We start from the raw sequence: 24,557 nt of genomic DNA, 5'->3' as shown, positions 1-24,557 counted from the left end.
CGACGACACTGGCGCGATTGGTTGACTGATGTCAACGATACGCCTATTGCTTGACTTCCGTCAACTATTAATCGAGGAGGGCGAGAGCCCGATACCTGTCCGTGGGTTCCTTCTGCACCGGCACCGGCCGGCGTGCTTCCATGGTGCGGCGGTAGAGCTCGTCGATCAGCGAAGTCGCGAGCCCCACGAGCTTGGCGATCTCGCGCTCGTCGCGGTCGATCCACTGGCATCGCGGCTCGTCGTGCAGGGGGACGAAGCCGTCGTGCTGCTCCCAGGCGACGAGGGTGCGCTCGGCGCCGAGCACGTGCTGCTGCCACCAGATCTGGCGCATGTAGGTCTTGGGGATCGAGCGCCACGCCTTGTTGGTGGTCTTGATCTCGGCGAGGACGATGCGGCCCTCGCCGTCGACGACCACTCCGTCGGGGGTCGCGAGGTGGCGCTTCTCGACGACCGCGTGGTAGAGCGCGGACGACGGTCGGATGCCATGGGTGGCTGCCACCCATGCGGCGATCTCGGGCTCGCGACGACGACCGTGGGCGGTGAAGGCGTTGCCCGAGAAGTTCGAGCCCATGAGCTTGGCATCGGCCGCCCGGGAGATCGCATTGGCGCTCGTGAGTGCGGCCACGTCGGTGGCGGTGATGCCCCGGGAGCGCGCGCGAATCCACGAGACGCGATCGCGCGAGTCGGCCACGATCCGGGCGTCGAGGTCGGCGCTGCGAGAGGCGACGAGCTCGGGCGACATGGTTTCGACCCTAACCCCGCCCGCCCGTGGAGCGCATGCGAGCAGCGGCGCGTCGGCATCCGGGGTCTTGTGGGTGAAGTAAGGGTGACCTAAGTTGTGTGCATGAGTTCGGTTGACCCCTCGCTGCGTCGCCCCGACGGCGGTCGCTGGTGCGACCTGGAAGGCGCGGTGCTGCTCGGCGGCGACGCGCGGAACACCCCCCAGATGCGTCGGATCGCCGCGGCTCTCTCGCCCGGAGCGCACGCGACCGTGCTGGTCGAGATCTGCGGCGCGGACGAGATCGAGGCGTTCGACGCCCCGGCGGCGCGGGTGAGCTGGCTCGACCGCACGATCGACGGCGAGTTGCGCCCGCGCGGCGAGAGGCTCGCGACGGCGATCCACGCGTGGTGCGCCGAGTGGGCCTGCGGAGAGGCGCCCGTGTGCACGGTGTGGCTCGGCGCGCGCACGCCCTCGCGCATCGTGCGCATGACCCGGGCGATGCTGCCGGCGGCGCGCGTCTCCTGACCCGCGGCGGGTGGAGCGGCGGTGAGCGCCCAACTCACGTGAACCGGGCCAACGGACACGCAATGACGTGTGGTGCGGACGAGGTCGCGTGATGTCGAGGGCTGGGGGCGTTGCGTGGCCTCGGCTGGGGGAGGCGGGGGAGGCGGGGTGAGACGGGGCGAGACGGGGCGAGAGGTTTCTCCCCAGTGGCGCGAGGCCGACCGCTGCCCACGGATTGGGGTGCTGACAAGCCGGACAGGACGGAGAAGTGGGCAGGGTCGGAGGATGTCGAACGACCGCACAATCACCGACGCCCGACGCGCCATTCACACGCGCTCGCAGCTCGTCGACCGTGACGTCGCGTTGAGCGAGATCCGGCGGGCGAACGGGGCGGGCGCGCTTAAGCGTCTGCAACGCAACGCCTACGTCGCACGAGCGCCGTTCGCGGAGTTGCTCCCGTCGGCGCAACACCGGCTCAGGGTCGTCGCGGCCGCAGAGCAGATGCGGGGCGGGTCAGCGGCCGTCTCCCACCTGTCGGCTGCGGTGCTCCACGGTCTGCCTTTGTACCGCTTCGTCGAGCAACCGATCCAGATGACCTTGGCTGGCGGCCGCCGCGCGTCGAGCCGTCCTGGCCTGCAGCGTCATCAGGGCCGGCTCGACGACGACGACATCGTCGAGGTCGACGGCATTCGGTGCACATCCGTGGAGCGCACGGTCTTCGACGTGGCGCGCACCAGCCCGTTCGAGACGGCGGTCGCGTGCGCCGATGGGGCTCTGCGCGGCAAATCGGTCGAAGGTCGCATTTTCGACCCGGATGCTCAAGAGGAGTGGCGTGATCTCATGTCGGAACGGACGCGGAATGCGCCGGGAGCTCGGGGGGTCGTTCAGGCTCGGAGGGTGATCGCGTCTGCCGACGGTCGGGCCGAGTCCGTCGGGGAGAGCGTGAGCCGGGTGCAGCTCGTTCGGCTGGGATACACCGTCGAGCCTCAGGCGGCGGTGGCCGGACCACAAGGAACCACCTACTTCGCGGACATCGCTCTGCCAACTCAACACGTCTTCTGGGAGTTCGACGGCGCGGGCAAATACACCGACCCGGTGATGCGTGGCAAAAAGTCCGCCGACGACGTTCTGCTGCAGGAGAAACGACGTGAAGATTGGATCCGCGCGGTCACGGGCTGGAAAGTCTGCCGGGGCGGCTTTCGGGACATCGCCACGCCGGAGGCGCTGGCTGCGCGCCTCGCGTCGTTCGGCGTCGATCTGCCGCGTTGAGCATGCGACGGTCCTCCCGCTCTTCGCTCGCGAAATCACGCGACGTGGTCGAACGCACATCGCCGTACATGTGCTTTCGTCCGCGTCACGTGATGTGGACGCGGGGTTGTCCGGGGATGGAGGGCTGGTTTGGCGGGGGAGCGGGGCATCGGGTACAGTAGTGACCAAGCCAAAGACCGTCGGTTATCGGAGTGCTCGCATTCCGATCGAAGCGTCTGCTGAAAAGCAGGGGACCTACGCAGGTAAACGAACTCTCCTTCGGGAATCCGAGCTCCGTGCGCCTGCGCCGGAGCTCTTCTTTTTGTCCGGACCCGGTGTCTTCGGCCGGCGCCCCGCCATCGCGGAGCGCCTCGTTCACACAAGGAGTGGCCATGGCGCAGAAGGATGCATCGGTCGCCGAGCTCACGAAGAACTTCGAGAGCTCGACCGCCGTTCTGCTGACCGAGTACCGCGGTCTGACGGTTGCCCAGCTCAAGCAGCTGCGCAACGACATCCGTCAGGACGCGGATTACGCCGTGGTGAAGAACACGCTGACCAAGATCGCCGCGGCTAACGCGGGGGTCACGGGACTGGACGACGAGCTCAAGGGCCCGTCTGCCATCGCGTTCGTGCACGGTGACCCTGTCGCCGTCGCGAAGAGCCTGCGTGCCTTTGCCAAGGCTAACCCTCAGCTCGTGGTGAAGGGCGGCTACTTCGATGGCGCCGCTCTGACCGCGGATGAGGTCAACAAGCTCGCCGATCTCGAAAGCCGTGAAGTCCTGCTGGCGAAGCTCGCCGGTGCGATGAAGGCGACGATGACCAAGGCGGCATACGTCTTCCAGGCGCTTCCGTCGAAGGCCGTTCGCACGGTCGACGCGCTGCGCGAGAAGCAGGACACCGCGGCCTGACTCGGCCCCGGATGATTAACCCGATCAAGGAGATACAACATGGCTAAGCTCAGCACCGAAGAGCTGCTCGACGCGTTCAAGGAGCTCACGCTCATCGAGCTGTCGGAGTTCGTCAAGGCGTTCGAGGAGACCTTCGACGTCACCGCTGCCGCCCCCGTGGCCGTTGCCGGCCCCGCCGCCGGTGGCGCTGCCCCCGCCGAAGAGGCCGAGGAGAAGGACTCGTTCGACGTCGTCCTCGAGGCCGCCGGTGACAAGAAGATCCAGGTCATCAAGGTCGTCCGCGAGCTCACCTCGCTCGGCCTCGGCGAGGCCAAGGCCGTCGTCGATGGCGCTCCCAAGGCCGTGCTCGAGGGCGCGAACAAGGAGACCGCCGAGAAGGCCAAGGCTGCCCTCGAGGAGGCCGGCGCTTCGGTGACCCTGAAGTAATCACGCTTCGCGGTCGCTTCAACGCGATACACGAAGGCCCGGATGCCAATGGCATCCGGGCCTTCGTCGTTCCACCCGGGAGGTGAGAGACGTCGGCCGTCCGAGGGTGAGGTCACCTTCGATTCTGTGAGACGCGGTTTCACCCGTTGAGGAACCGATGTTCACCAGATCGAAATAAAGAAGTCTGGGAAAAGGGTATGTGGATCATTTACGGTCGTTGAGACCCCCCGTCGATCCCCCCACCTCCGACGTCGCCCTGTGCACGCCGGTACTTGGAGACCCATGCCTTCCGTTGCTTCGCGCGTGTCCGCACGCCGTTTCTCCACCGCACTGAGCGCCGCTCTCGGTGTCGCCCTGCTCGGTTCCGCGATCGTGCCCCTCCCGGCTTCGGCCGCCGTCGGCTCGAAGGTGGTGATCAACGAGGCCTACCTGAAGGGCGGGAGCGCCGGCGCCTTCTTCAACCAGAAGTTCGTCGAGCTCTACAACGCGGGCGACACGGCGCAGGACCTCAGCGGGTGGTCGCTGCAGTACCGCAAGGACTCCAGTGTCGCGAAGGCCTCGGCTTCCAACACCCAGCAGCTCAGCGGCCTGATCGAACCCGGCGGGTACTTCCTGATCGGGCTGCCTGGCAACGGCACCACCGGTGCGGTACTCCCGGAGACCGACCTCACGAGCACGCTCAACCCCGGCGGGACGTCGGGCCAGCTCTTCCTCGCCAATGTCGCCGAGGCACTCGAGCTCCCGGGCGGATCCATCGCGTACTCGCGCGTCGTCGACTTCCTCGGATACGGCTCGGCGGTCAGCTTCGAGACGGCGCCCGCGACGGTCGCGGGCGGCACCACCACCCCGAACGCGCTCGTCCGCACAAATTTCGCCGACACCAACGACAACTCGAAGGATTTCACCAACACCACCACGGTGACGCCGCAGGGCTCGGGGACGGCAGCGCCGAACCCCGACCCGTCGGGTTCGGCGTCGCCGTCCCCCTCGCCGTCCGCCACGGCGACGCAGGCGCCGCCGGTCACACCGGGCACGGTGATCCCGATCCGTGACATCCAGGGCACGGGTGCCACCACGCCCCTGGCCGAGCAGACCGTCACCACGCGCGGCATCGTGACCGCGGCGTACCCGACCGGCGGCTACAACGGCTTCTTCATCCAGACGCCAGGCACCGGTGGTGAGCTCGACGTCGCCGCGCACCGGGCGTCGGATGCGATCTTCGTCTACGGATCGGCCGCGACGGCGAAGGTCGCCGTCGGCCAGCACGTCGAGGTGACCGGCACGGCCAAGGAGTTCTCGGGCCAGACGCAGATCACCGCCGAGGCCTCCGGGGTGAGCGTGCTCACCGAGCAGGTCGCCGCCGTGCAGCCCGCGAAGATCACGTGGCCGAAGACCGACGAAGAGCGCGAGCGCTTCGAGGGCATGCTCCTCGCTCCGCAGGGTGACTTCACCGTCACGAACTCGTACTCGACCAACCAGTACGCCGAGGTGGGTCTCGCCGCCGGCACCACGCCCCTGCGCACGCCCACCGACGTGGCCGTTCCCGACAGCCCCGAGTACGTCGCCGCCGTCGCCGACAACAAGGCCCGAGCCGTCGTGCTCGACGACGGAGCGTCGATCAACTTCCTGAGCGACGCCAACAAGGGCATCCCCCTGCCGTACGTGTCGCTGACGACCCCGGTGCGCGTGGGCGCCCCGGTGACGTTCACGAAGCCGGTGGTCCTCGATTACCGCAACAACGCCTGGAAGTTCCAGCCGACGCAGCAGCTGACGGTCGACAACGCCAAGGACGTACAGCCCGCGACCTTCGCGAACACCCGCACGAAGGCGCCCGCACCGGTCGGCGGCGACCTGAAGATCTCGAGCTTCAACGTGCTGAACTACTTCACCACCACCGCCGAGAGCGTCGGATGCACCTCGGTCTACAGGGACCGCGAGCAAAACCCGATCACGGCGGACACGTGCCCTGCCCCCGGCCCCCGCGGTGCGGCGAACGCGGAGAACCTTCAGCGCCAGCAGGACAAGATCGTCGCGGCGATCAACGGCCTCGGCGCCGACGTGGTCTCGCTCGAGGAGATCGAGAACTCGGCGAAGTTCGGCAAGAACCGCGACGCGGCGCTGTCGACCCTCGTCGGAGCCCTCAACGCGGCGCTCGGCTCCGAGCAGTGGGCGTTCGTCCCCTCGCCCGCGGCCCTGCCCGCGACCGAGGACGTCATCCGCACGGCCTTCATCTACAAGAAGGCCGTCGCCGCTCCCGTGGGAGAGAGCGTCATCCTCGACGACGCCGCCTTCCGCAACGCACGCCAGCCGCTCGCTCAGGCGTTCGCTCCGGTCGCGTTCCCGGATGCCAAGATCCTCGCGATCGTGAACCACTTCAAGTCGAAGGGCGACAGCAACCCCAAGGCGACGGGTGACAACGCCAACGGCATCCAGGGTGCTTTCAACGGCGACCGTGTGCGTCAGGCGGAGGCCCTCGGAAACTTCGCGAAGTCCCGCTCGGCCGCCGTCGGCACCGACGACGTGTTCCTGCTCGGTGACTTCAACTCCTACTCGCAGGAAGACCCGATCCAGAAGCTGCGCGACTTCGGCTTCGAGACGCTCGAGGCGGGTACGGGCAAGTACTCGTACTCCTTCAGCGGCCAGTCGGGCTCGCTCGACCACGTGCTGGCCTCGCCCTCGGCGCGTGAGCTGGTCACCGGCGCCGACATCTGGAACATCAATGCGGTGGAGGCCCTGGCCCTGGAGTACAGCCGTTTCAACTACAACGCGCTGAACTTCTACGACTCCTCGCCCTACCGTTCCAGCGACCACGATCCCGTGATCGTGGGCCTCGACCTGTCGCCGACCACCCAGGTCAACCTCATCGGCATCAATGACTTCCACGGTCGCATCGACGCCAACACGGTGCGGGTCGCCGGAACCGTGGAGCAGGTCCGCGCGCAGTACGGCGAGAAGAACTCGCTGTTCATCTCGAACGGCGACAACATCGGCGCCTCGGTGTTCGCCTCGTCGTACTTCGGAGACAAGCCGACGATCGACGTCTTGAACGCGCTCGACCTGAAGGCTTCGGCCACGGGTAATCACGAGTTCGACAAGGGCGCCGACGACCTCACGGGGCGCGTCGAGGGTCTCGCGGACTTCCCCTACCTGGCCGCGAACGTCTTCAAGGACGGCAAGCCGCTCCTGCAGGAATACGCGATCTTCGAGGTCGACGGCGTGCGCGTCGGCGTGATCGGAGCCATCACGCAGTCGACTCCGACGCTGGTCACGCCCAGCGGCATCCAGGGAATCGAGTTCCGGGAGCCGGTCGCCGAGGTCAACCGCGTCGTCGCCGAGATCGACGACCAGGTCGATGTGATCGTCGCCCAGTACCACGAGGGTTCCGGCGCAGGCGAGAAGACGACGACGCTCGAGCAGGCCGTCGCGGCCGGTGGACCGTTCGCGAAGATCGTGACCGAGACCTCACCCGAGGTGGATGCCATCTTCACCGGCCACACGCACCAGCTCTACGCATGGAACGCACCGATCCCGGGCCGCGAGGGCACCCGCCCGATCGTCCAGACCGGCAATTACGGGGAGAACGTCGGTCAGATCGTGTTGAACGTCGACGCCGACGGTGACGTCGTCACCTCCTCCGCCCGCAACGTCGCTCGACTCGGGGGCAAGGACGCGGCCGTCAACACGGCGCTGGACGCGGAGCTCATCCGGACGTATCCGCGCGTCGCCGAGGTGAACGCGATCGTGACCGCGGCGCGTGCCGAGGCCGACGTGGTCGGACAGAAGGCGGTGGGGTCGGTGGGCGCAGACATCACGACGGCGTTCAGCGGTGGCTCGTACGTCGACGGTGTCTACACCGGCGGCACGCGCGGCGATCGTACGAAGCAATCGGCGCTCGGCGGTCTGGTCGCCGACGCTCTGCTCGACTCGCTCGATGATCCCGACCGCGGCGGTGCGGAGGTCTCGTTCGTCAACGCCGGTGGACTGCGCGACGAGCTGCTCTACGGCTCGGACGGCGTCGTCACGCTCGCCGAGGCGAACGCTGTCCTCCCGTTCCTGAACAACCTGTGGACGACCACCCTCACCGGTGATCAGCTGCGGCAGGTGCTCGAGCAGCAGTGGGGTGACTTCTCGCGGCGCACGGACAACGCCAACCTATCGCTCGGCGTCTCCGAGAATCTCCGGTACACGTACGACGCGTCGCTCCCGGCCGGCCAGCGCATCACCGGTCTCTGGATCGACGGTGTGGCGGTCGACCCCACGAAGGGATACCGCGTCGGTTCGTTCAACTTCCTGCTCGGCGGCGGCGACAGCTTCTCGGTCTTCGCGCAGGGCACGGACACCCGTGACTCCGGCCTGATCGACCGCGACGCGTGGATCCGGTATCTCACCGACAACCCCGGCCTGACCCCGGACTTCACCGCCCGTGGTGTGCAGGTGTCGGGCTCCACGACGGCCGCCCCGGGTACCGACCTCACGGTGACGGTGTCGAACCTCAACCTCACGTCGCTGGGTGCGCCGGAGAACACGACCCTCGAGGCCTCTTTCGGGGCCGAGGTCGCGTCGACCCGCCTCGCCCTGTTCGCCGCTCCGACGGCGCGGGTCGCGGCTCTCGCGGCTCCGTCGGCGACGAGCGTCCCGGTTGTGAACGGGTCCGCGACTCTCACCGTGGGCGTGCCCGCGGACGCCGCCGGAACCCTGCAGCTGCGCCTGACGGCGCAGCCCACCGGCACCGAGGTCGTCGTCCCCGTGACGGTCGCTGCCGCCGGTGACGGCGTCGGCACCCCCGGCGACGGTGCGGGCCAGGGCCAGGGCGGTTCCGGTTCGGGCGCCCTGCCGACCACCGGCACCGACACGGCGTGGATGGGTGCGGGCGTGCTCGCCGCCCTCGCGCTGCTGGGTCTGGGTCTGGTGGCCCGCCGACGGGCGACGCGCCAGGCCGACTGACGAGTGAGAAAGACGGGACCCCGGATGCCACGGCATCCGGGGTCCCGTCTTTTCACGTGGAGCGCGGGGGAGCGGTCGAGGCGCGGACGACCAGGCGCGTATCCGCCTCGGTACGCCACGCGGGTTGATCGTCCGTTCCCTCGATCATCGAGAGCAGCATGCGGGTCGCTTCGACGCCCTGTGCCTGCGGGAACTGCTCGATCGTGGTGAGCGAGAACATCTCGGCGTAGTCGTGACCGTCGATCCCGACGACGCTGAGCTCGGTGGGCACCGAGATGCCCATGCGGCGCGCGGCGATGATGACGCCGATGGCGACCTCGTCGCAGGCGGCGACGACTCCCGTCGGACGCGATGCCGCATCGGCCAGGAACGACGCCGCGGCCGCGTAGGCATCGGTGATCGTGAGGGTGGAGGGGACGCTTCGGATACGCACGGCGAGGCCGTGGTCGTTCATCGCGTTGCGGTACCCGATCGAGCGTTCGTCGACGTCTTTCGCGGGGGCGTCGCTGCGAGGGGTACTGCCGACGAAAGCGATATCGGTGTGGCCGAGCGCGATGAGGTGCTGCGTGATGATTCGCGTGATGGCGACGTTGTCGAGGCCGAGGGTGGGCACTCCGCTCAGGGCGTTGCCGATGCTCACCACGGGCTTGCCGATGTTCGCCAGGCGCTCGAGGTCGGCGTCGTCGGGCTCGAGGGCGACGGCGATGATGCCGTCGAAGCGCTTTCGGGCGAGGTACGTGGAGTACAGACTCTCGCGGTCGTTCGAGCCCGGCTCGGCGACGTACAGGGTGACGTCGTAGCCGAGGGGGATCAGGGTGCGTTCCACGCCCTCGACGATCGAGCCGAAGTACCAGCGGTTGACCTTCGGGACGATCAGGGCGATCGTGCGCGTGCGCCCGGTCGCGAGGCTCACCGCGCTCGTCGAGGGCACATAGCCGAGTGATGCCGCGGCGTCGGTGACGCGTTGGCGCGTTCCGTCGGAGACGTAGCCGCCGCCCGTGAGAGCGCGGCTCGCCGTCGACTTGGACACGCCTGCCAGGCGTGCCACATCGGCGATTCCGCTCATGCCCTGATCTCCTCGTGATGCGTCGACGTCCGTGTCGACGTCGGAAAGAGTATCCGAGAATCCCACAAAGTGGAACCGGTCCCGGCCCGATATGCCGGGCGGGAGCCGCGTCTTTCCGCTAGTTATCGGTTCGTGACCTGAGGCCGGTTGCAAGTCTTCGGGATTGCCTCTACGGTTGCGTGGAATCGGTTCCCGACGGGACCCGGTGCACCAAGACACTCAAAGAGGAGAGACCACATGGGTATGTCACAGCGGTATCGGCTGCTTGCGCCCGTCGGACTGTTGGCGGTCGGTGCGATCGCTCTCGCTGGATGCGCGGAGGGCGACAGCGGCGGCTCCGGAGCTTCGGGAGAAACGACCGTCCGCATCTCCGGTGGCATCACCGGTAGCGAGGCCGACCTGCTGAACCAGTCGTTCGACCAGTTCACCAAGGACACCGGCATCAAGGTCGTCTACACCGGCGACAAGAGCTTCGAGGGAAACATCGTCACCAAGGTGACCGGTGGCGACGCCCCCGACATCGCGATCGTTCCCCAGCCGGGTCTGCTCAAGACCCTCATCGGCACGGGCGACGTGAAGAAGGCGTCCGACACCGTGTCGTCGAACGTCGACCAGTACTGGGGCGAGGACTGGAAGTCCTACGGCAGCGAGGACGGCACCTTCTACGCCGCCCCGATGCTCGCCAACCTCAAGGGCTACGTCTGGTACTCGCCGGCGAAGTTCAAGGAGTGGGGCGTCGAGGTCCCCAAGACCCTCGACGAGCTCATGACCCTCACGGCGACGATCCAGCAGAAGACGGGCGCGGCCCCCTGGTGCGCAGGCTTCGCCTCGGGCGATGCGTCGGGGTGGCCCGGAACCGACTGGATCGAGGACATGGTCCTTCGCCAGTCCGGCGCCGACGTCTACGACAAGTGGGTCGCGAACGAGGTCAAGTTCACCGACGCCCCGATCAAGGAGGCCTTCGAGGCCACCGGCAAGATCCTCCTGAACCCGTCGTACGTCAACGCCGGCTTCGGTGACGTCAAGAGCATCAACTCGGTCGCCTTCGCCGACGTGGCCGCCAAGGTCGCCGACGGCAGCTGCCCGATGACGCACCAGGCCTCGTTCCTGTCGTCGAACTTCCTCACGGTCAAGAACGCTGCCGGCCAGACGCCGACGGTCGCTCCCGACGGTGACGTCTACGCGTTCCTGCTCCCCGGCGTGACCGAGGGCAACCTCGCGGTCGAGGGCGGCGGCGAGTTCGTCACGACCTTCTCCGACGACGCGAACGTCCAGAAGGTCGCCGAGTTCATGTCGACGCCCGATTTCGCCAACGCCCGCGTCAAGCTCGGCGGCGTGATCTCGGCCAACAAGGGCGCTGACCCCTCGCTCGCTTCGAGCGAGTTCCTGCAGGAGGCCATGAAGGTCGTGCAGGACCCGAGCACCACGCTGCGTTTCGACGCGTCGGACCTCATGCCGGCCACCGTCGGTTCGGGCTCGTTCTGGAAGGGCATGGTCAGCTGGATCGACGGTACGCCGACGGACCAGGTGCTGAGCGACATCCAGACCGGTTACAACAACTAACGCACTACCGCACCACCGATGGGCCGCCCGCCACGCGGGTGGCCCATCCGGGGTCCATACTTCTATTCCGCCCGCACGCACCACACGGGCACTCATTGATGAGCACGAAGGCGTGTTCGGGAGGGACGTCATGACCGATATCAAGAACGCGGAGAAGGCGCCGACGGCGTCACCTCCGCCGGGCGGACGAGCCGAGCGTCGCACGCGCGGCTCCGGCGCACGCAATCGGACCACGCTGCTCGTGGTCCTCGTAGGGCTCATCCTGGCGGTGGCGCTCTTCCTCTTCATGGTCACGCGGGCACCCGCCGAGACCAAGCCGACCACCCTGGGCTTCAGCCTGAACAGCTTCTTCATCTGGCTCGGCGGACTCAGCCCCCTCGTCCAGATCCCGCTCGTCGTCGTCGCTTTCGGTGCCGTGGTGGGACTGCTGCTGCTCCTCATCGAGTACGCGCCGCGCTCCGGCAAGGGCTACTTCTGGCTGCGGCTCATCGCGTGCTTCGGCATCCCGGTGCTGGCCTTCATGCTGCTGCGCCCGTACCAGAACGCCGTCGTCTACGTCCTCGGTATCGCGATCCTGCTCGGCGCGGTCCTGTTCTACGCCGACTACCGCTCACGCCAGGGTGCGGGATACCTCTTCCAGCTGATCCTCTTCGCGGCCCCCGCATCGATCCTCCTGCTGATCGGCCTCGTCTACCCGGCCATCACCACCCTCTTCCAGTCGTTCTTCGACAAGACCGGTGACAACTTCGTCGGTCTCGAGAACTACATCTGGACCTTCACGAACCCCGAGGGGTTCTGGTCGGTGATTAACACGCTCATCTGGGTGCTCCTGGCCCCGACCATCGCCACGGCCATCGGTCTGGCGTACGCCGTCTTCATCGACCGCGCGGCGGGGGAGAAGTACCTGAAGGTGCTCATCTTCATGCCGTTCGCGATCTCGTTCGTCGGCGCCGGCATCATCTGGAAGTTCGTCTACGACTTCCGTCAGGGCGACCAGATCGGTGTGCTGAACGCGGTGGTCACGGCCTTCGGCGGGCAACCGGTCTCGTGGCTCGCGGCGTCGCCGTTGATCAACACGCTGTTGCTCGTCGTCGTCTTCATCTGGAGCCAGACGGGGCTGGCGATGGTCATCCTGTCGGCTGCCATCAAGGCCGTGCCGCCGGAGCAGAACGAGGCGGCCGAACTCGACGGAGCCAGCGCCTGGGAGCGTTTCATCAACGTCACCGTTCCCGGCATCCGCTCCTCGCTGATCGTGGTGCTCACCACGATCGCCATCGGCGCGCTGAAGATCTACGACATCGTCGCCGTCATGACGGGCGGACGAAACGACTCGACGGTGCTCGCCTTCGAGATGGTCAACCAGCAGCAGCGTTTCCAGAGCTACGGGCACTCCGCGGCGTTGGCCGTGGTGCTGTTCATCTTCGTGCTGCCGCTGATCATCTTCAACGTCCGCCAGATCCGGAAGCAGAGGGAAGTGCGATGACCACCTCGACCGTGGTGATCGAACCCACCACCGACACACGCTCCGCACGCCAGGTCGCTCGCGACACGCGTAAGCACGAGGCCATGGCGCGCAAGCGCCTGACGTCGAAGGGCGCCACGATCGCGGCCATCGTGATCGCCTTCTTCTGGACGATTCCGACGTTCGGTCTGTTCATCACCTCGTTCCGACCGGGTTCCGACACCCAGTCGTCCGGGTGGTGGACGGTGTTCACCGACCCGTCGTTCACGCTGGAGAACTACCGCCTCGCGCTGACCTCGGGCGGGACCGCGTTGACGTTGGCGCAGTCCTTCCTCAACTCGCTCGCGATCACCATCCCGGTGGTGCTGTTCGCCCTCGCCGTCGCCTCGCTCATCGCCTATGCGTTCGCGTGGATCGACTTCAAGGGACGCAACTTCTTCTTCATCTTCATCTTCGCGCTGCAGATCGTGCCGCTGCAGATGGCCCTCGTGCCGCTGCTCAGCCTGTTCTCGCGCGGACTGACCATCAACGAGGTCACGATCTTCCCGGGCTTCGACCTGCGTGGCGTGGAGCACAGCTTCGCGACCGTGTGGATCGCGCACGTGATCTTCGCGATGCCGCTGGCGATCTTCCTGCTGCACAACTTCATCGCCGAGATCCCCGCCGAGGTCATCGAGGCGGCGCGCGTGGACGGTGCCGGCCACGGGCAGATCTTCTTCCGACTGATCCTGCCGCTGGCCGCTCCCGCTCTCGCCTCGTTCGCGGTGCTCGAGTTCATCTGGGTGTGGAACGACCTGCTCGTGGCGACGATCTTCGCACCGTCGTCCTCGTTGCCGCTGACCCAATCGTTGAACTCGTTGTCGGGGACCTGGGGCGACCAGTGGTTCCTGCAGTCCGCGGGAACGTTCATCTCGATCCTGGTTCCGCTCATCGTGTTCTTCCTGCTGCAGCGCTTCTTCGTGCGCGGTCTGCTGGCCGGAGCCACGAAGGGCTGAGCCCGTCTCGACCGAGGGGGCGCGGCATCCGGAGGGGTGTCGCGCCCCTTCGTCGTTCCCCGGCCCGCGCGCCGGTACCCACGCATAAACGCGATCCACACGTGGAAACGCGAGGAGAGCGCGTTTCTGCGTGCAAAGCGCGTTTCTGCGTGGCGGCGGGGGCGGATGCCGTGCGGCGGACGGGCGTGGGCGAGGGGCGTGGCGGGCGGGCCGGCGCGCGACCGCGGAGGGGGCACGGCGACCGCGGGGGCGGATGAACGCACTTCCGTACGCATAAACGCGATCCACACGCGGAAACGCGAGGAGCGCGCGTTTCTGCGTGCAGATCGCGTTTCTGCGTGAGGGGTGGGGGGCGTATGCCGCGCGGCGGACGGCCGTGGGCGAGGGGCGTGGCGGGCGGGCCGGCGCGCGACCGCGGAGGGGGAACGGCGACCGCGGGGGTGGATGAACGCGCTTCCGTACGCATAAACGCGATCCGCGCGCGGAAACGCGAGGAGAGCGCGTTTCTGCGTGCCGAGCGCGTTTCTGCGTGAGGGGCGGGAGCGGATGCCGTGCGGCGGGCGGACGTGGGCGAGGGGCTGCGGGGGTCAGGCGCTGCACGCGAGACGCGACTGGATGTCGCGCATCGCGTCGAGCTCGGCCGACTGGCCTGTCACGATCGCACCGGCGACCTCCTTGACGCGGGCATCGGTGCCGAGCTCGATGACGGCCTGCGCCATGGGGATCGCTCCCTCGTGGTGGCGGATCATCAGGTCGAGGAACAGACAGTCCGCCGGGCGCCCCTCGTCGCTGCGCAGCTCGTCGAGCTGGGCGTCGGTGGCCATGCCCATCTCGGCGAGCAACTGCTCCTGCGTGAGCGCGGCGGTGTCGCCGTGGCTGTGTTCGCCCGACTTCTCCATCCACGTCATCAGCGGCTGACTCGAAGACTGGGGCAGGCCCCACTGCACCAGCCACCCGTACATCTCGCCGCGCTGACCCGACTGGGCGGTGGCGATGTCGTACGAGAGGGTGCGCAGCTCGTCGTCGTCGGTCTTGCGGTAGATCTCCATCGCCATGAGCACGGCCTGCGTGTGGTGCACCTGCATGTCGCGCGCGAAACCGGCCTCCGCCGAGTTCTCGCCCGGGTGCGCGGGCGCTGCCGTCGCGCCGAACGCGGTGAAGCGGCCGACCGCGAAGGCGACGGCGATCACGGCGACGGCGACGAGGGCGACGACGACCCAGCGGAGCGCGGGGCGAGCGACCGGGGCGTCGTCGGTCATCAGGCCTTGCCCGGACCGTCGATGGCTCCCGAGCACGCGGCGTTCGGCTCGGGGGCGTTCTGGCTGCGCCAGAACTCGGTGAAGAACTCTGCGATGCGCGGGTCGGCCGGGTCATCGAGCTTCAGCTGGTGGTTCCACGCGCTGACCGCGACCGGGGTGTCCATGCCGGGGTAGGGCGAGAGAAGGGCGTAGCTCGAGGGCATGACGGCCTTGAGGGCGTCGATGCCGGCCTGGTCGACACGCTCCGGGTCGTAGGTGATCCACACGGCGCCGTGCTCCATCGAGTGCACCGCGTTCTCGTTCTGCTGCGGCTCGGTGTAGATGCCGCAGTTGAGCCAGATCGGGTTGTGCGGGCCACCGGCGGGCGGGTTCTGCTCGTAGGTCACGGCACCTTGCACGTGATCGGAGCGGTTCTCGAACGTCTGCACACCGCTGATCTCGCGGCCGGTGCTGTTGCCCGCCTGGTAGCTGGTGGGGGGAGCGGGGGCGAAGGCGAAGGATGCCACGACAAGGCCGATCACCGCGACGGCGGCCGTGGAACCCACGACCCACCACACGAGCTTGCCGCGCTTACGCTTCGCGACCTGCTTCTGGTACTCGGCCAGCTTCTCTTGACGCTTCTGCTCACGCTGCTGCTTGACGGTGAGGTCGATCTGGGCCTGCTTGGCGGGGTTGCCGCTGGCTCGCTTGTCGGAGGGGGAGGTCATGCGCTGTGTTCTGTCTCTCTTCGGGGCGGGACACATCGGCAGCCGCCGACGTCCCCAGCCTATGCGGGTGAATGGGCCGATGGCCTGGGAGGAACCCGCGAGCTCGGGATGGTGGCGTGCGGGTGGTCACGGTAGTATGACGATGTCGAATCGATTCGAGGTTCGACGATCCCCCCTCTTTTCTCAGCCCGATTCCATCGGGCTGTCCGTGTTGCGAAACGAAATCAAACGCGTGCTCGATACTGCCTCCCACCCCGTCATCCCCTCGTCGCCCCGCTCGCCGCAGACGAACACCGGCGCCATCCGCGCGATCGGCAAGAACCCCGCCACCGCCCCGATCGTGCTCCACCCGGGCGACGCCATCCCCGCCTCCCGCCGCCTGCTGTACATCCTGGTGCTCGGCGCGCTCACAGCCCTCGGCCCGTTCACGATCGACCTCTACCTGCCGGCGTTCCCCGTGCTTGAGGCCGACTTCCAGACGACCGCGGCGGCGATCCAGCTCACGCTCACCGGCACCATGATCGGCTTCGCGCTGGGCCAGCTCATCGTGGGCCCGCTCAGCGACAAGGTCGGCCGTCGCCTTCCCCTGCTCTCGGTCACCGCTCTGCATGTGGCCGCGAGCATCTTCGCCGCCTCGGCGCCGACGCTCGAGACCCTCTCGATCGCGCGCGTGCTCATGGGTGCGGGTGCCGCCGCAGGCGGTGTCGTGGCCGCGGCCATCATCCGCGACCTGTTCGGCGGTCGCCGGCTCGTCGTGATGCTCTCGCGCATGGCCATGGTCTCGGGCGTCGCGCCCGTGCTGGCGCCCCTCGCCGGCTCCGCTCTGCTGCTGGTGATGAACTGGCGCGGCATCTTCGTCGTCCTCGCCGTCTACGGCGCCGTCATGCTCGTCTCGGCGATCCTGTTCGTACCTGAGACCCTTCCGCCGGCTCGCCGCGGCGGACCCGGTGCCACGACCGTCTGGCAGCGCTACGCGAGCGTGTTCCGCGACCGCGTCTTCATCGGGGTGCTCATCATCGGTGCGATGACCTTCAGCGGGCTGTTCTCGTACCTGTCGGCATCCTCGTTCCTCTTCCAGGTGACCTACCAGTTCAGCGCGCAGGGTTACGGCGTGCTGTTCGCCGCGAACTCCATCGGCGTCGTCGTCGGCGTGCAGGTGGCCTCGCGCCTCGCCGCCCGGTTCGGGCCGCAGTGGGTGCTGGCCGTCTCGACAGCGGTGCTCGTGCTTGCGGGCGGTGCCATCGTGCTGACCGACCAGCTGGGCCTCGGACTGTGGGGCACGATCGTGCCGCTGTTCTTCTTCATGACCGCGTGCGGATTCACGTTCCCGTGCGCCCAGGTGCTCGCCCTCGACCGCCACGGCAAGGCCGCGGGAACCGCGCAGTCGATCATCGGTGCGGCGAACTTCGGCGTGGCCGGGATCATCTCGCCGCTGGTCGGTCTGCTCGCCACCGGTTCGGGAATCACCGCGACGACCATGGCCTCGGTCATGCTCGGCTGCGCGGTCATCGGCGTGCTGTCGCTGTGGCTGCTCGTGCGTCCGCGCACGGTGGAGCGCCTCGCGCCCTGACCAGCCTCGCCAGCCGGTCGGCGGCGCGCACATTACCAGGTCGGTCCCGGGGGTTCGCTCCCGGGACCGACCCATTCCCCCGTCGCCGCCGAGGCGGCATCATGAGGCGATGGATGCCTCCGCGATCGACGACGTGCTGAACACGCGCCCGCAGCGATTCCGTGCGACGGTGGGCGTGGTGTGCATCGCCCTCGCGTGCGCGCTCGGCGCATGGGTGTTCTTCCGCGGACCGAGTCCGTTCGCGCTCGACGTGTGGTGGAACCAGCTCTTCGCGTCGTCGCCGTCCCAGCCGCTGCTGATCTTCTCGATCGTGATGGACACGGTCGGGGGTCATCTCACCGCCGTCGTGATCGTGCCGGTCCTGGGTGCTCTGGCACTCTTCCTCTCGCGTAGGCGATGGTCGGCGCTGTACTTCCTGACCGCCTCGGTGGGCAGCGCTCTGCTCGTGCAGGTCGTCAAGCACACGTTCGGCCGCGCGCGACCGGAAGACATCCTCATCATCAGCGATTACGGATCGTTCCCCTCGGGGCACACGGCCAACGCGGCGACCATCGCGGTCGTCGCCGCCGTGCTCTTTCCCGCGTTCTGGGTACGGATTGTGGGGGTGGCGTGGGTGGTGCTGATGGCGTTCAGCCGCACGTACCTGCACGCGCACTGGCTCTCGGACACCGCGGGTGGAGCGCTCATCGGCGCCGGTGCCGCCCTCGTCCTGGCGGCGGCGTTCTCGCGTCTGCGCGCCCGCGACGAAGACCGACTGGCGATTCGCAAGACACGCGAATCGGATGCCAGGGCATCGGTCGAGTCGTAGGCTGTCGCGCATGAGCGAGCCCGGCGACGCGCCCTCCGTTTCCGTCGAAGATCGATCGGCGGCCGATGCCGAGGTCGCGCGTCTGCGCGCCGAGGCCGACGCGGCCGAAGCCGAGCTCCGGCTGGCGCGCGCTCGCGCCGACCTCGCCGCGGCGGAGGCGGCCGCTGCGGCGGCGCGTGCTCGGGCGGCGGGTGCGGCAGCGCCCGGCTCCGCGTCGGTCGTGCCGCCGGAGGAGCGGTCGGCGACGCCCCCCGCGTCGACCGACACTGCCGCGACGTCGACGCCCCCCGACACGGCCCCGGCCCCGGCCCCGGCCTCGCCCCCGGCCCCGGCCCCGGCCCCCGTCTCGTCCGTCGACGGCCCCCTCTCCGCCGCGCAGATCGCCGAGATCGCCGCCGGATACGCCGCCACCGGCGCAACCCTCGACCTGGGCGTGCTCGTGAACGGTGGACCGGTGGCATCCGTACCCGTACGTATTCCCCTCGCGATGACGAACCGCCACGGTCTCGTGGCCGGCGCGACGGGAACGGGTAAGACACGCACGCTGCAGCTGCTCGCGGAGCAGCTGTCCGAGAACGGCGTGCCGGTGTTCGCCGCCGACATCAAGGGCGATCTGTCGGGCTTGGCCGCCGAGGGCGTCTCGAGCGAGAAGCTCCTCGCGCGCACCGCCGCTCTCGGCCAGGCCTGGTCGGCGCGATCGTTCCCGACGGAGTTCTTCGCCCTCGGCGACGACGTGGGGTCGGGCATTCCGGTGCGAGCGACGGTGTCGGGTTTCGGCCCCCTGCTGCTCAGCCGTGTGCTCGGTCTCAACCCGACCCAGGAGTCGAGCCTCGGCCTCGTCTTCCACTACGCCGACGAGAAGGGACTGGCGCTCGTCGACCTGTCCGACCTGCGCACGGTGCTGACCTACCTCACGAGCGAAGAGGGCAAGCCGGAGCTGAAGGGCATCGGCGGGCTCTCGGCCGCGACGGCGGGCGTCATCCTCCGGGAGCTGGTGGCTTTCACCGCCGTCGGCGCCGACACCTTCTTCGGCGAGCCCGAGCTCGACGTCTCGGTGTTCTTGAGGACGGATGCTGCGGGCGCGGGCATCGTGAGCTTGCTCGAGGTGCCCAACGTCGCGGCACGGCCCCAGCTGTACTCGACGTTCCTCATGTACCTGCTCGCGGAGCTGTACGAGGCCCTCCCCGAGGTGGGCGATCTCGACAAGCCCAAGCTCGTGTTCTTCTTCGACGAGGCGCACCTGCTGTTCCGGGACGCGTCGAAGGCGTTTCTCGAGGCGATCACCCAGACCGTGCGGCTGATCCGCTCGAAGGGCGTCGGCGTCTTCTTCGTCACTCAGACGCCGAAGGACGTCCCCGGCGACGTGCTCGCGCAGCTCGGCTCGCGGGTGCAGCACGCTCTGCGTGCTTTCACTCCCGACGACGCCACGGCCCTGCGAGCCTCTGTGCGCACCTACCCCGACTCGGGTTACGACCTCGAGCGGGTCCTTCAGGAGCTCGGGACGGGCGAGGCGATCATCACCGTGATGAGCGAACGCGGGGCGCCCACCCCGGTCGCGTGGACGCGGATCTTCGCGCCGCGTGCGTCGATGTCGCCCCTCCCCGCCGAGGCGATGGCGTCGGCGGTGTCGGCATCCCCCCTCTTCTCCGCCTACGGAACACCGATCGATCGCGAGTCGGCACGCGAGATCCTCGGTGCGCGCATGCAGGCGGCGGCCGAGGCGAAGGACGCGGCGGAGCGGGCGAAGAGAGAGGCCGCGGACGCCGCCGAGTACGCCAAGCAGAAAGCGGCGATCGACAAGGCCAACGCCGAAGCGCAGAAGAAGGCGCAGCGCGAGTACGAGCGGATCCTCAAGAGCACCGCGGCTCCGCGCTCTCGCACCGCCACACCGACCGCCGGACTGGACGGCCTGCTCGGGCGCGGGGCGACCAAGAGCATCGTCAACGGGGTCATTCGCGGACTGTTCGGCAACGGGCGGCGCCGCTAGCTCCCCATCGACGACGAGACGGGACCGGATGCCGGTCACCCGGCATCCGATCCCGACGTCGTGGTCGCGGCTTAGGGGCGGTGCAGCTCGAGCGGCATGGTGGACGTGTCGATGAGCGGGTCGTCGTCCTGGCGCGCCACCAGGGCCTTCGCCTCGCCGGGAGTCTCGACCGTGGGGACCGAGCCGAGCAGCGGCCGCTTGGCCGTCTCGGGCATCGCGATGAGGGCGACCAGACCCATGGCGGCGAAGAACATGATGTAGAACGCCGGCATGAGGGTGTTGCCCGTCCAGTCGATCAGCGCCTGGCTGAACAGCGGGGTCGTGCCGCCGAACAGCGAGACCGACACGTTGTAGGCGATCGCCATCGCCCCGAAGCGCGAGGCGGTGGGAAAGAGCGCGGGAAGAGTGGATGCCGCGATGCTCGCGTAGAACGCCACGGGTACCGCCGCGAGGACAAGGGCGATCATCACGGCCCACAGCTCGCCGATCTGCATGATGAGGAAGGCCGGCACGAGCAGCACGAGAGCGGAGCCGGCCGCGAGGACGTAGATGGGCTTGCGGCCGACCTTGTCGCTCAGCCGTCCGAAGATCGGGAGCATGGCGGACATCAGCAGCAGGACGGGGACGGTGGCGACCGCCGACCCGACGTTCGAGATGCCGACCTCCTTCTCGAGGTACACCGGCATGTAGCTGGTGAGCGCGTAACCGGCGGTGTTGGTCGCGGCGACCAGGGCGATCGCGATGAGCAGTGGCTTCCAGTGATGGCGCACGATGCCGGTGAGACCCTGTCGCGACATCGGATCGTCCTTGTCGATCTCGTTCTGGGCCTCGGCCGCGTGCGTCTGCTCGAACGAGGGGGTCTCGGGGATCTTGAGCCGGAACCAGATCGCGACGATACCGAGGGGCACCGCGAGAAGGAACGGGATGCGCCAGCCGTACTCGGTCATCGCGTCGGGGCCCGAGACGCTCGTGACGACCGCCGTGGTGATGGCCACGGCGCCGGCGCCCGCGGCGAAGCCGACGTAGGAGCCCACGTCGAGCCACGACGACCAGAAGCCGCGGCGCTTGTCGGGGGAGAACTCCGATACGTAGGTGGTCGCACCGGCGTACTCGCCGCCGGTGGAGAAGCCTTGGACCATCTTCAGCAGGTACAGCGGGACGATGGCCCAGAGTCCGATCTGAGCGGAGGTCGGCAGGATGCCGATGAGGGCGGTGGCCGTGGCCATCATCGCCATCGTGAGGAAGAGCACCTTCTGTCGGCCGATGCGGTCGCCGAGCGGGCCGAGGACGAAGCCGCCGAAGGGGCGGACGAGGAAGGAGATGGCGAATCCGAGGAGGGTGACCAGCAGACCCCACGGGTCGGGCAGATCGGAGGCGAAGACGGCGGTGAGCGTCACGGCGAGGTATCCGTAGATGCCGAAGTCGAACCACTCCATGAAGTTGCCGACGACGGTGCCGCCGATGGCGGTGCGCACGCGCTTCTTGTCGACGACGATGACGTCGTCGACCTCGAGCCGGGGGGCTTCCGATGTCGAGGGGGGTTTCTCGTTTATCCTTCTACCGTTACCCGCATCCGTCCTTCGTTTCCAGTCCGGCCGGTGCGTGCGGGCGGTGTGATAACCAGGCGGGAGTGCTGCCACGTCAAGCCCCCGAGGATGTCGGGGGTCCGGCGTACCGTGACGGGCATGCCCGAGCTCTCCGCCCCCACCGGTCGCGAACCGGCGCTCATCGCCCAGCCCCGCCCCGACGGATCGGCGCCGCGCGCGCTGGTGCTCGGAGCCACCGGTTACCTGGGGGGAAGGCTCGTGCCGCGGCTGCTGTCGGCCGGCTACCGGGTGCGCGTCCTCGCGCGCGATGCGCGCCGGGTCGAGGCCTTCCCGTGGGGTGACGACGTCGAGACCGCCACCGGCGACGCGACCGACGCCGATGCCGTCCGCGCCGCGGTCGAGGGCGTCGACGTGCTCTACTACCTGATCCACTCGATGGGCAGCGGCCGGGATTTCGAGGCGACCGATCGCGTGGCGGCCCAGACCGTCGCCGACGCCGCCTCGGCGGCATCCGTCTCGCGCATCGTCTACCTCGGCGGCCTGCACCCCGATGACGCCACCCTGTCGGCGCACCTGCGCTCGCGTGTGGAAGTGGGCGAGATCCTGCTGCACAGCGGCGTGCCCACCCTGGTCTTGCAGGCCGGGGTCGTGATCGGCTCGGGCTCGGCGTCGTTCGAGATGGTTCGCCACCTCACCGATGTGCTGCCGTACATGCCCGCGCCCAAATGGGTGCGCAACCACATCCAGCCGATCGCCGTGCGCGACGTGCTGCACTACCTGCTGGGGGCGGCGCGTGTGGCGCCGAACGTCAACCGCGCCGTCGACATCGGCGGGCCCGACGTGCTGCGCTACGGGCAGATGATGAACGGCTACGCGATGGAGGCCGGGCTGCCGCAGCGCGCGATCGCCCCGCTGCCGGTGCTCACCCCGCGCCTCGCCTCGCACTGGGTGAACCTCGTCACCCCGATTCCCCGGGCCATCGCCCGGCCGCTCGTGGAGTCGTTGCAGAACGACTGCGTGGTCAAGGACCGCGCGATCGACGATCTGGTCCCGCGACCCGAGGGCGGCCTGCTGCCCTACCGCGAGGCCGTGCGCCGGGCCCTGGGCCGCGTGAACGATGACGCGATCGAGACGAGTTGGCAGGACTCCGAGGTCTCGGGCGCCCCGAGCGACCCCCTGCCGAGCGACCCCGAGTGGTCGGGACGATTGGTCTACACCGACGTGCGCTCGATGACCACGAAGGCGAGTTCGGCGCAGCTGTGGTCGGTGATCGAGGGGATCGGCGGAGAGAACGGCTGGTACTCCTCGCCGGTGCTCTGGGCGATCCGCGGGTGGATGGACCGACTTGTCGGCGGGGTGGGCCTGGCCCGCGGTCGTCGGAGCCGGTCGGTGGTGACGGTGGGCGACGCCCTCGACTTCTGGCGCGTCGAGGCGATCGAGCCCGGCCATCTGCTGCGCCTGCGCGCCGAGATGAAGGTGCCGGGCGGGGCGTGGCTCGAGCTGCGGGCGACGCCCGACGGCGAGGGGGCGCGCTTCGACCAGCGGGCGCTGTTCTTTCCCACGGGCCTCGCCGGCCGTCTGTACTGGCTCGCGGTGCTGCCTTTCCACGGACTGATCTTCAGCGGCATGGCCCGACGCATCACCGCCGCGGCCGAGCACGTGCAGCGCGACGATCTCGAGCCGAAGTCGAAGGCGGGCCGTATCGCGCCCGAGATCGCCGAGGTCGAGACGACCGCCGCGCCCTCGTCCGAGGACGTCTCCTCGGGTCGGGCGACAGCCCGCCGCCCCGGCGGCCGCAGCGCTTAGGCTGATCGGCGTGCCCCATGTCGCCCGCGTCCTGACCGTCTCCGATCGCTCGGCCGCGGGCCTGCGAGAGGACCGCGGGGGTCCGCTCGCCGTCTCCCTGTTGCGCGAGGCGGGCTTCGTCTGCGCCGACCCGGTGGTCGTGCCCGACGGTGCCGACAGCGTCGAGCGGGCGCTGCGCGATCTCGTCGCAGACGGCGCGGGGCTCGTCGTCACCACCGGAGGCACCGGGATCGCCCCCACCGACCGCACACCCGAGGGCACCGCGCGTGTTCTCGACCGCGAGCTGCCCGGCATTGCCGAGGAGCTGCGGCGTCGGGGCCTCGCCGACACCCCCATGGCGGTGATCTCTCGAGGGCTCGCGGGGATCGTCGACCCCGGCACGCTCGTCGTCAACCTTCCCGGGTCGACGAGGGCCGTGGCATCCGGGATCGCCGTCGTCTCAGAGCTGGCCCCGCACATCCTCGACCAGCTCTCCGGAGGAGACCACGCATGAGCGCTGTCCGCATCGCCCGCTTGTCCGAGACCCCGCTCGACCTCGACGAGCACCTGGACGCCGTCGAGGAGTCGTCGTCGGGGGCGGTGACGACCTTCGTCGGACGCGTGCGCGACATCGACCCCGACGCCTCGGGCGCGGTCGTGGCGCTCGAATACAGCGCGCACCCTGACGCCGAGCAGACCCTGCACCGCATCGCCGAGACCGCGGCGGCGGGGACCGATGCGATCGTCGCCGTCAGCCACCGCGTCGGCCGTTTGGGCGTCGGAGAGGCCGCGGTCGTGATCGCCGTGGCATCCGGTCACCGCGCCGAGGCGTTCGAGGTCTGCCGCGCCGTGATCGAGACCATCAAGACCGAGCTCCCCGTGTGGAAGCGTCAGGTCGAGGCCGACGGCACAACGGAGTGGAAGGGCCTCGGGGGCTGACGGCTTCTCACGCCCGCAACGGATTCGGATGATCGGGGCGCATCCGGAGACCGCAGCGAGGGTGCGCCCGGATCCCATGCACGGATCCGCATCCGGTGGGCGGCGCGCGCCCCGGGCT

Annotated in this window: 19 protein-coding genes; 14 read left to right on the top strand and 5 right to left on the bottom strand. The window is 68.7% G+C overall.

The window, feature by feature from the left end:
• Positions 1-67: 67 nt before the first annotated feature.
• Positions 68-742, bottom strand: coding sequence for a YqaJ viral recombinase family protein (locus OVA17_RS02180; protein ID WP_267787875.1), 675 nt, complete (start codon positions 740-742; stop codon positions 68-70).
• A gap of 102 nt (positions 743-844) precedes the next feature.
• On the opposite strand from OVA17_RS02180, the gene OVA17_RS02175 reads away from it, so the two are divergent.
• The 5 genes from OVA17_RS02175 (at position 845) to OVA17_RS02155 (ending at position 8,751) form a co-directional block, all read left to right on the top strand.
• Entirely contained in the window at positions 845-1,246 is a 402-nt protein-coding gene (locus tag OVA17_RS02175) for an SIP domain-containing protein (protein ID WP_267787873.1), read from the top strand.
• 264 nt (positions 1,247-1,510) lie between these two features.
• Positions 1,511-2,494, top strand: coding sequence for a hypothetical protein (locus OVA17_RS02170; protein ID WP_267787871.1), 984 nt, complete (start codon positions 1,511-1,513; stop codon positions 2,492-2,494).
• Between the two features lie 371 nt (positions 2,495-2,865).
• Entirely contained in the window at positions 2,866-3,381 is a 516-nt protein-coding gene (rplJ, locus tag OVA17_RS02165) for a 50S ribosomal protein L10 (RefSeq protein WP_094735742.1), read from the top strand.
• 39 nt (positions 3,382-3,420) lie between these two features.
• Complete coding sequence (rplL, locus tag OVA17_RS02160; RefSeq protein WP_013585572.1) at positions 3,421-3,807, top strand: 50S ribosomal protein L7/L12; 387 nt, start codon at positions 3,421-3,423, stop codon at positions 3,805-3,807.
• A gap of 303 nt (positions 3,808-4,110) precedes the next feature.
• Positions 4,111-8,751, top strand: a complete 4,641-nt coding sequence (locus OVA17_RS02155; protein ID WP_267787865.1) for an ExeM/NucH family extracellular endonuclease — start codon at positions 4,111-4,113, stop codon at positions 8,749-8,751.
• A gap of 52 nt (positions 8,752-8,803) precedes the next feature.
• Here OVA17_RS02155 and OVA17_RS02150 read toward each other — a convergent pair whose 3' ends face one another.
• Positions 8,804-9,817: a LacI family DNA-binding transcriptional regulator gene (locus tag OVA17_RS02150; RefSeq protein ID WP_267787864.1), complete on the bottom strand. Its 1,014-nt coding sequence runs from the start codon at positions 9,815-9,817 to the stop codon at positions 8,804-8,806.
• A gap of 237 nt (positions 9,818-10,054) precedes the next feature.
• Between OVA17_RS02150 and OVA17_RS02145 the strand changes: the two genes are divergently transcribed.
• The 3 genes from OVA17_RS02145 (at position 10,055) to OVA17_RS02135 (ending at position 13,837) form a co-directional block, all read left to right on the top strand.
• Positions 10,055-11,380, top strand: a complete 1,326-nt coding sequence (locus tag OVA17_RS02145) for an ABC transporter substrate-binding protein (protein WP_210073361.1) — start codon at positions 10,055-10,057, stop codon at positions 11,378-11,380.
• Between the two features lie 130 nt (positions 11,381-11,510).
• Positions 11,511-12,863, top strand: a complete 1,353-nt coding sequence (locus OVA17_RS02140) for a carbohydrate ABC transporter permease (protein ID WP_267787861.1) — start codon at positions 11,511-11,513, stop codon at positions 12,861-12,863.
• Positions 12,860-13,837 carry a carbohydrate ABC transporter permease gene (locus OVA17_RS02135; RefSeq protein WP_210073363.1) on the top strand — a complete coding sequence of 326 codons (978 nt, stop codon included), beginning with the start codon at positions 12,860-12,862 and terminating at the stop codon, positions 13,835-13,837. The genes OVA17_RS02140 and OVA17_RS02135 overlap by 4 nt, the downstream gene beginning before the upstream one ends.
• Positions 13,838-14,424: 587 nt before the next feature.
• Here the strand turns inward: OVA17_RS02135 and OVA17_RS02130 are convergent.
• Positions 14,425-15,096 (bottom strand): DUF305 domain-containing protein, encoded by a 672-nt coding sequence (locus OVA17_RS02130; protein ID WP_267787859.1) that lies wholly within the window; start codon positions 15,094-15,096, stop codon positions 14,425-14,427.
• A complete protein-coding gene (locus tag OVA17_RS02125) occupies positions 15,096-15,803 on the bottom strand; it encodes a DUF3105 domain-containing protein (RefSeq protein ID WP_267787857.1) in 708 nt (235 codons plus the stop codon). Before OVA17_RS02125 ends, OVA17_RS02130 begins: the two co-directional genes overlap by 1 nt.
• A 232-nt stretch (positions 15,804-16,035) precedes the next feature.
• Here OVA17_RS02125 and OVA17_RS02120 point away from each other — a divergent pair, with 232 nt between their 5' ends.
• The 3 genes from OVA17_RS02120 (at position 16,036) to OVA17_RS02110 (ending at position 20,168) form a co-directional block, all read left to right on the top strand.
• Positions 16,036-17,373: a multidrug effflux MFS transporter gene (locus OVA17_RS02120; protein WP_210073369.1), complete on the top strand. Its 1,338-nt coding sequence runs from the start codon at positions 16,036-16,038 to the stop codon at positions 17,371-17,373.
• 109 nt (positions 17,374-17,482) lie between these two features.
• On the top strand, positions 17,483-18,181 hold the full coding sequence (locus tag OVA17_RS02115; RefSeq protein ID WP_267787855.1) for a phosphatase PAP2 family protein: 699 nt from the start codon (positions 17,483-17,485) through the stop codon (positions 18,179-18,181).
• A 10-nt stretch (positions 18,182-18,191) separates the two neighbouring features.
• Positions 18,192-20,168 carry a helicase HerA-like domain-containing protein gene (locus tag OVA17_RS02110; protein WP_267787854.1) on the top strand — a complete coding sequence of 659 codons (1,977 nt, stop codon included), beginning with the start codon at positions 18,192-18,194 and terminating at the stop codon, positions 20,166-20,168.
• A gap of 71 nt (positions 20,169-20,239) precedes the next feature.
• On the opposite strand, the gene OVA17_RS02105 is transcribed toward OVA17_RS02110, so the two are convergent.
• On the bottom strand, positions 20,240-21,721 hold the full coding sequence (locus OVA17_RS02105) for an MFS transporter (RefSeq protein ID WP_210073375.1): 1,482 nt from the start codon (positions 21,719-21,721) through the stop codon (positions 20,240-20,242).
• A 132-nt stretch (positions 21,722-21,853) separates the two neighbouring features.
• Between OVA17_RS02105 and OVA17_RS02100 the strand changes: the two genes are divergently transcribed.
• Genes OVA17_RS02100 through OVA17_RS02090 form a run of 3 tightly spaced genes read left to right on the top strand, consistent with a single transcriptional unit; the run spans position 21,854 to position 24,439 of the window.
• The gene (locus OVA17_RS02100) at positions 21,854-23,521 is read left to right on the top strand and encodes an SDR family oxidoreductase (protein ID WP_267787852.1); all 1,668 of its coding nucleotides are present in this window, start codon (positions 21,854-21,856) and stop codon (positions 23,519-23,521) included.
• A 10-nt stretch (positions 23,522-23,531) separates the two neighbouring features.
• On the top strand, positions 23,532-24,014 hold the full coding sequence (locus OVA17_RS02095; RefSeq protein WP_267787850.1) for a MogA/MoaB family molybdenum cofactor biosynthesis protein: 483 nt from the start codon (positions 23,532-23,534) through the stop codon (positions 24,012-24,014).
• Positions 24,011-24,439 carry a molybdenum cofactor biosynthesis protein MoaE gene (locus tag OVA17_RS02090; protein WP_267787849.1) on the top strand — a complete coding sequence of 143 codons (429 nt, stop codon included), beginning with the start codon at positions 24,011-24,013 and terminating at the stop codon, positions 24,437-24,439. Before OVA17_RS02095 ends, OVA17_RS02090 begins: the two co-directional genes overlap by 4 nt.
• The last annotated feature ends 118 nt before the right edge of the window (positions 24,440-24,557 follow it).

It is taken from the genome of Microbacterium sp. SL75 (assembly GCF_026625865.1).
Taxonomy (GTDB): Bacteria; Actinomycetota; Actinomycetes; order Actinomycetales; family Microbacteriaceae; genus Microbacterium.
Note: the sequence above shows the minus strand (reverse complement) of the source record. Positions and strands in the feature narration are given on the sequence as shown.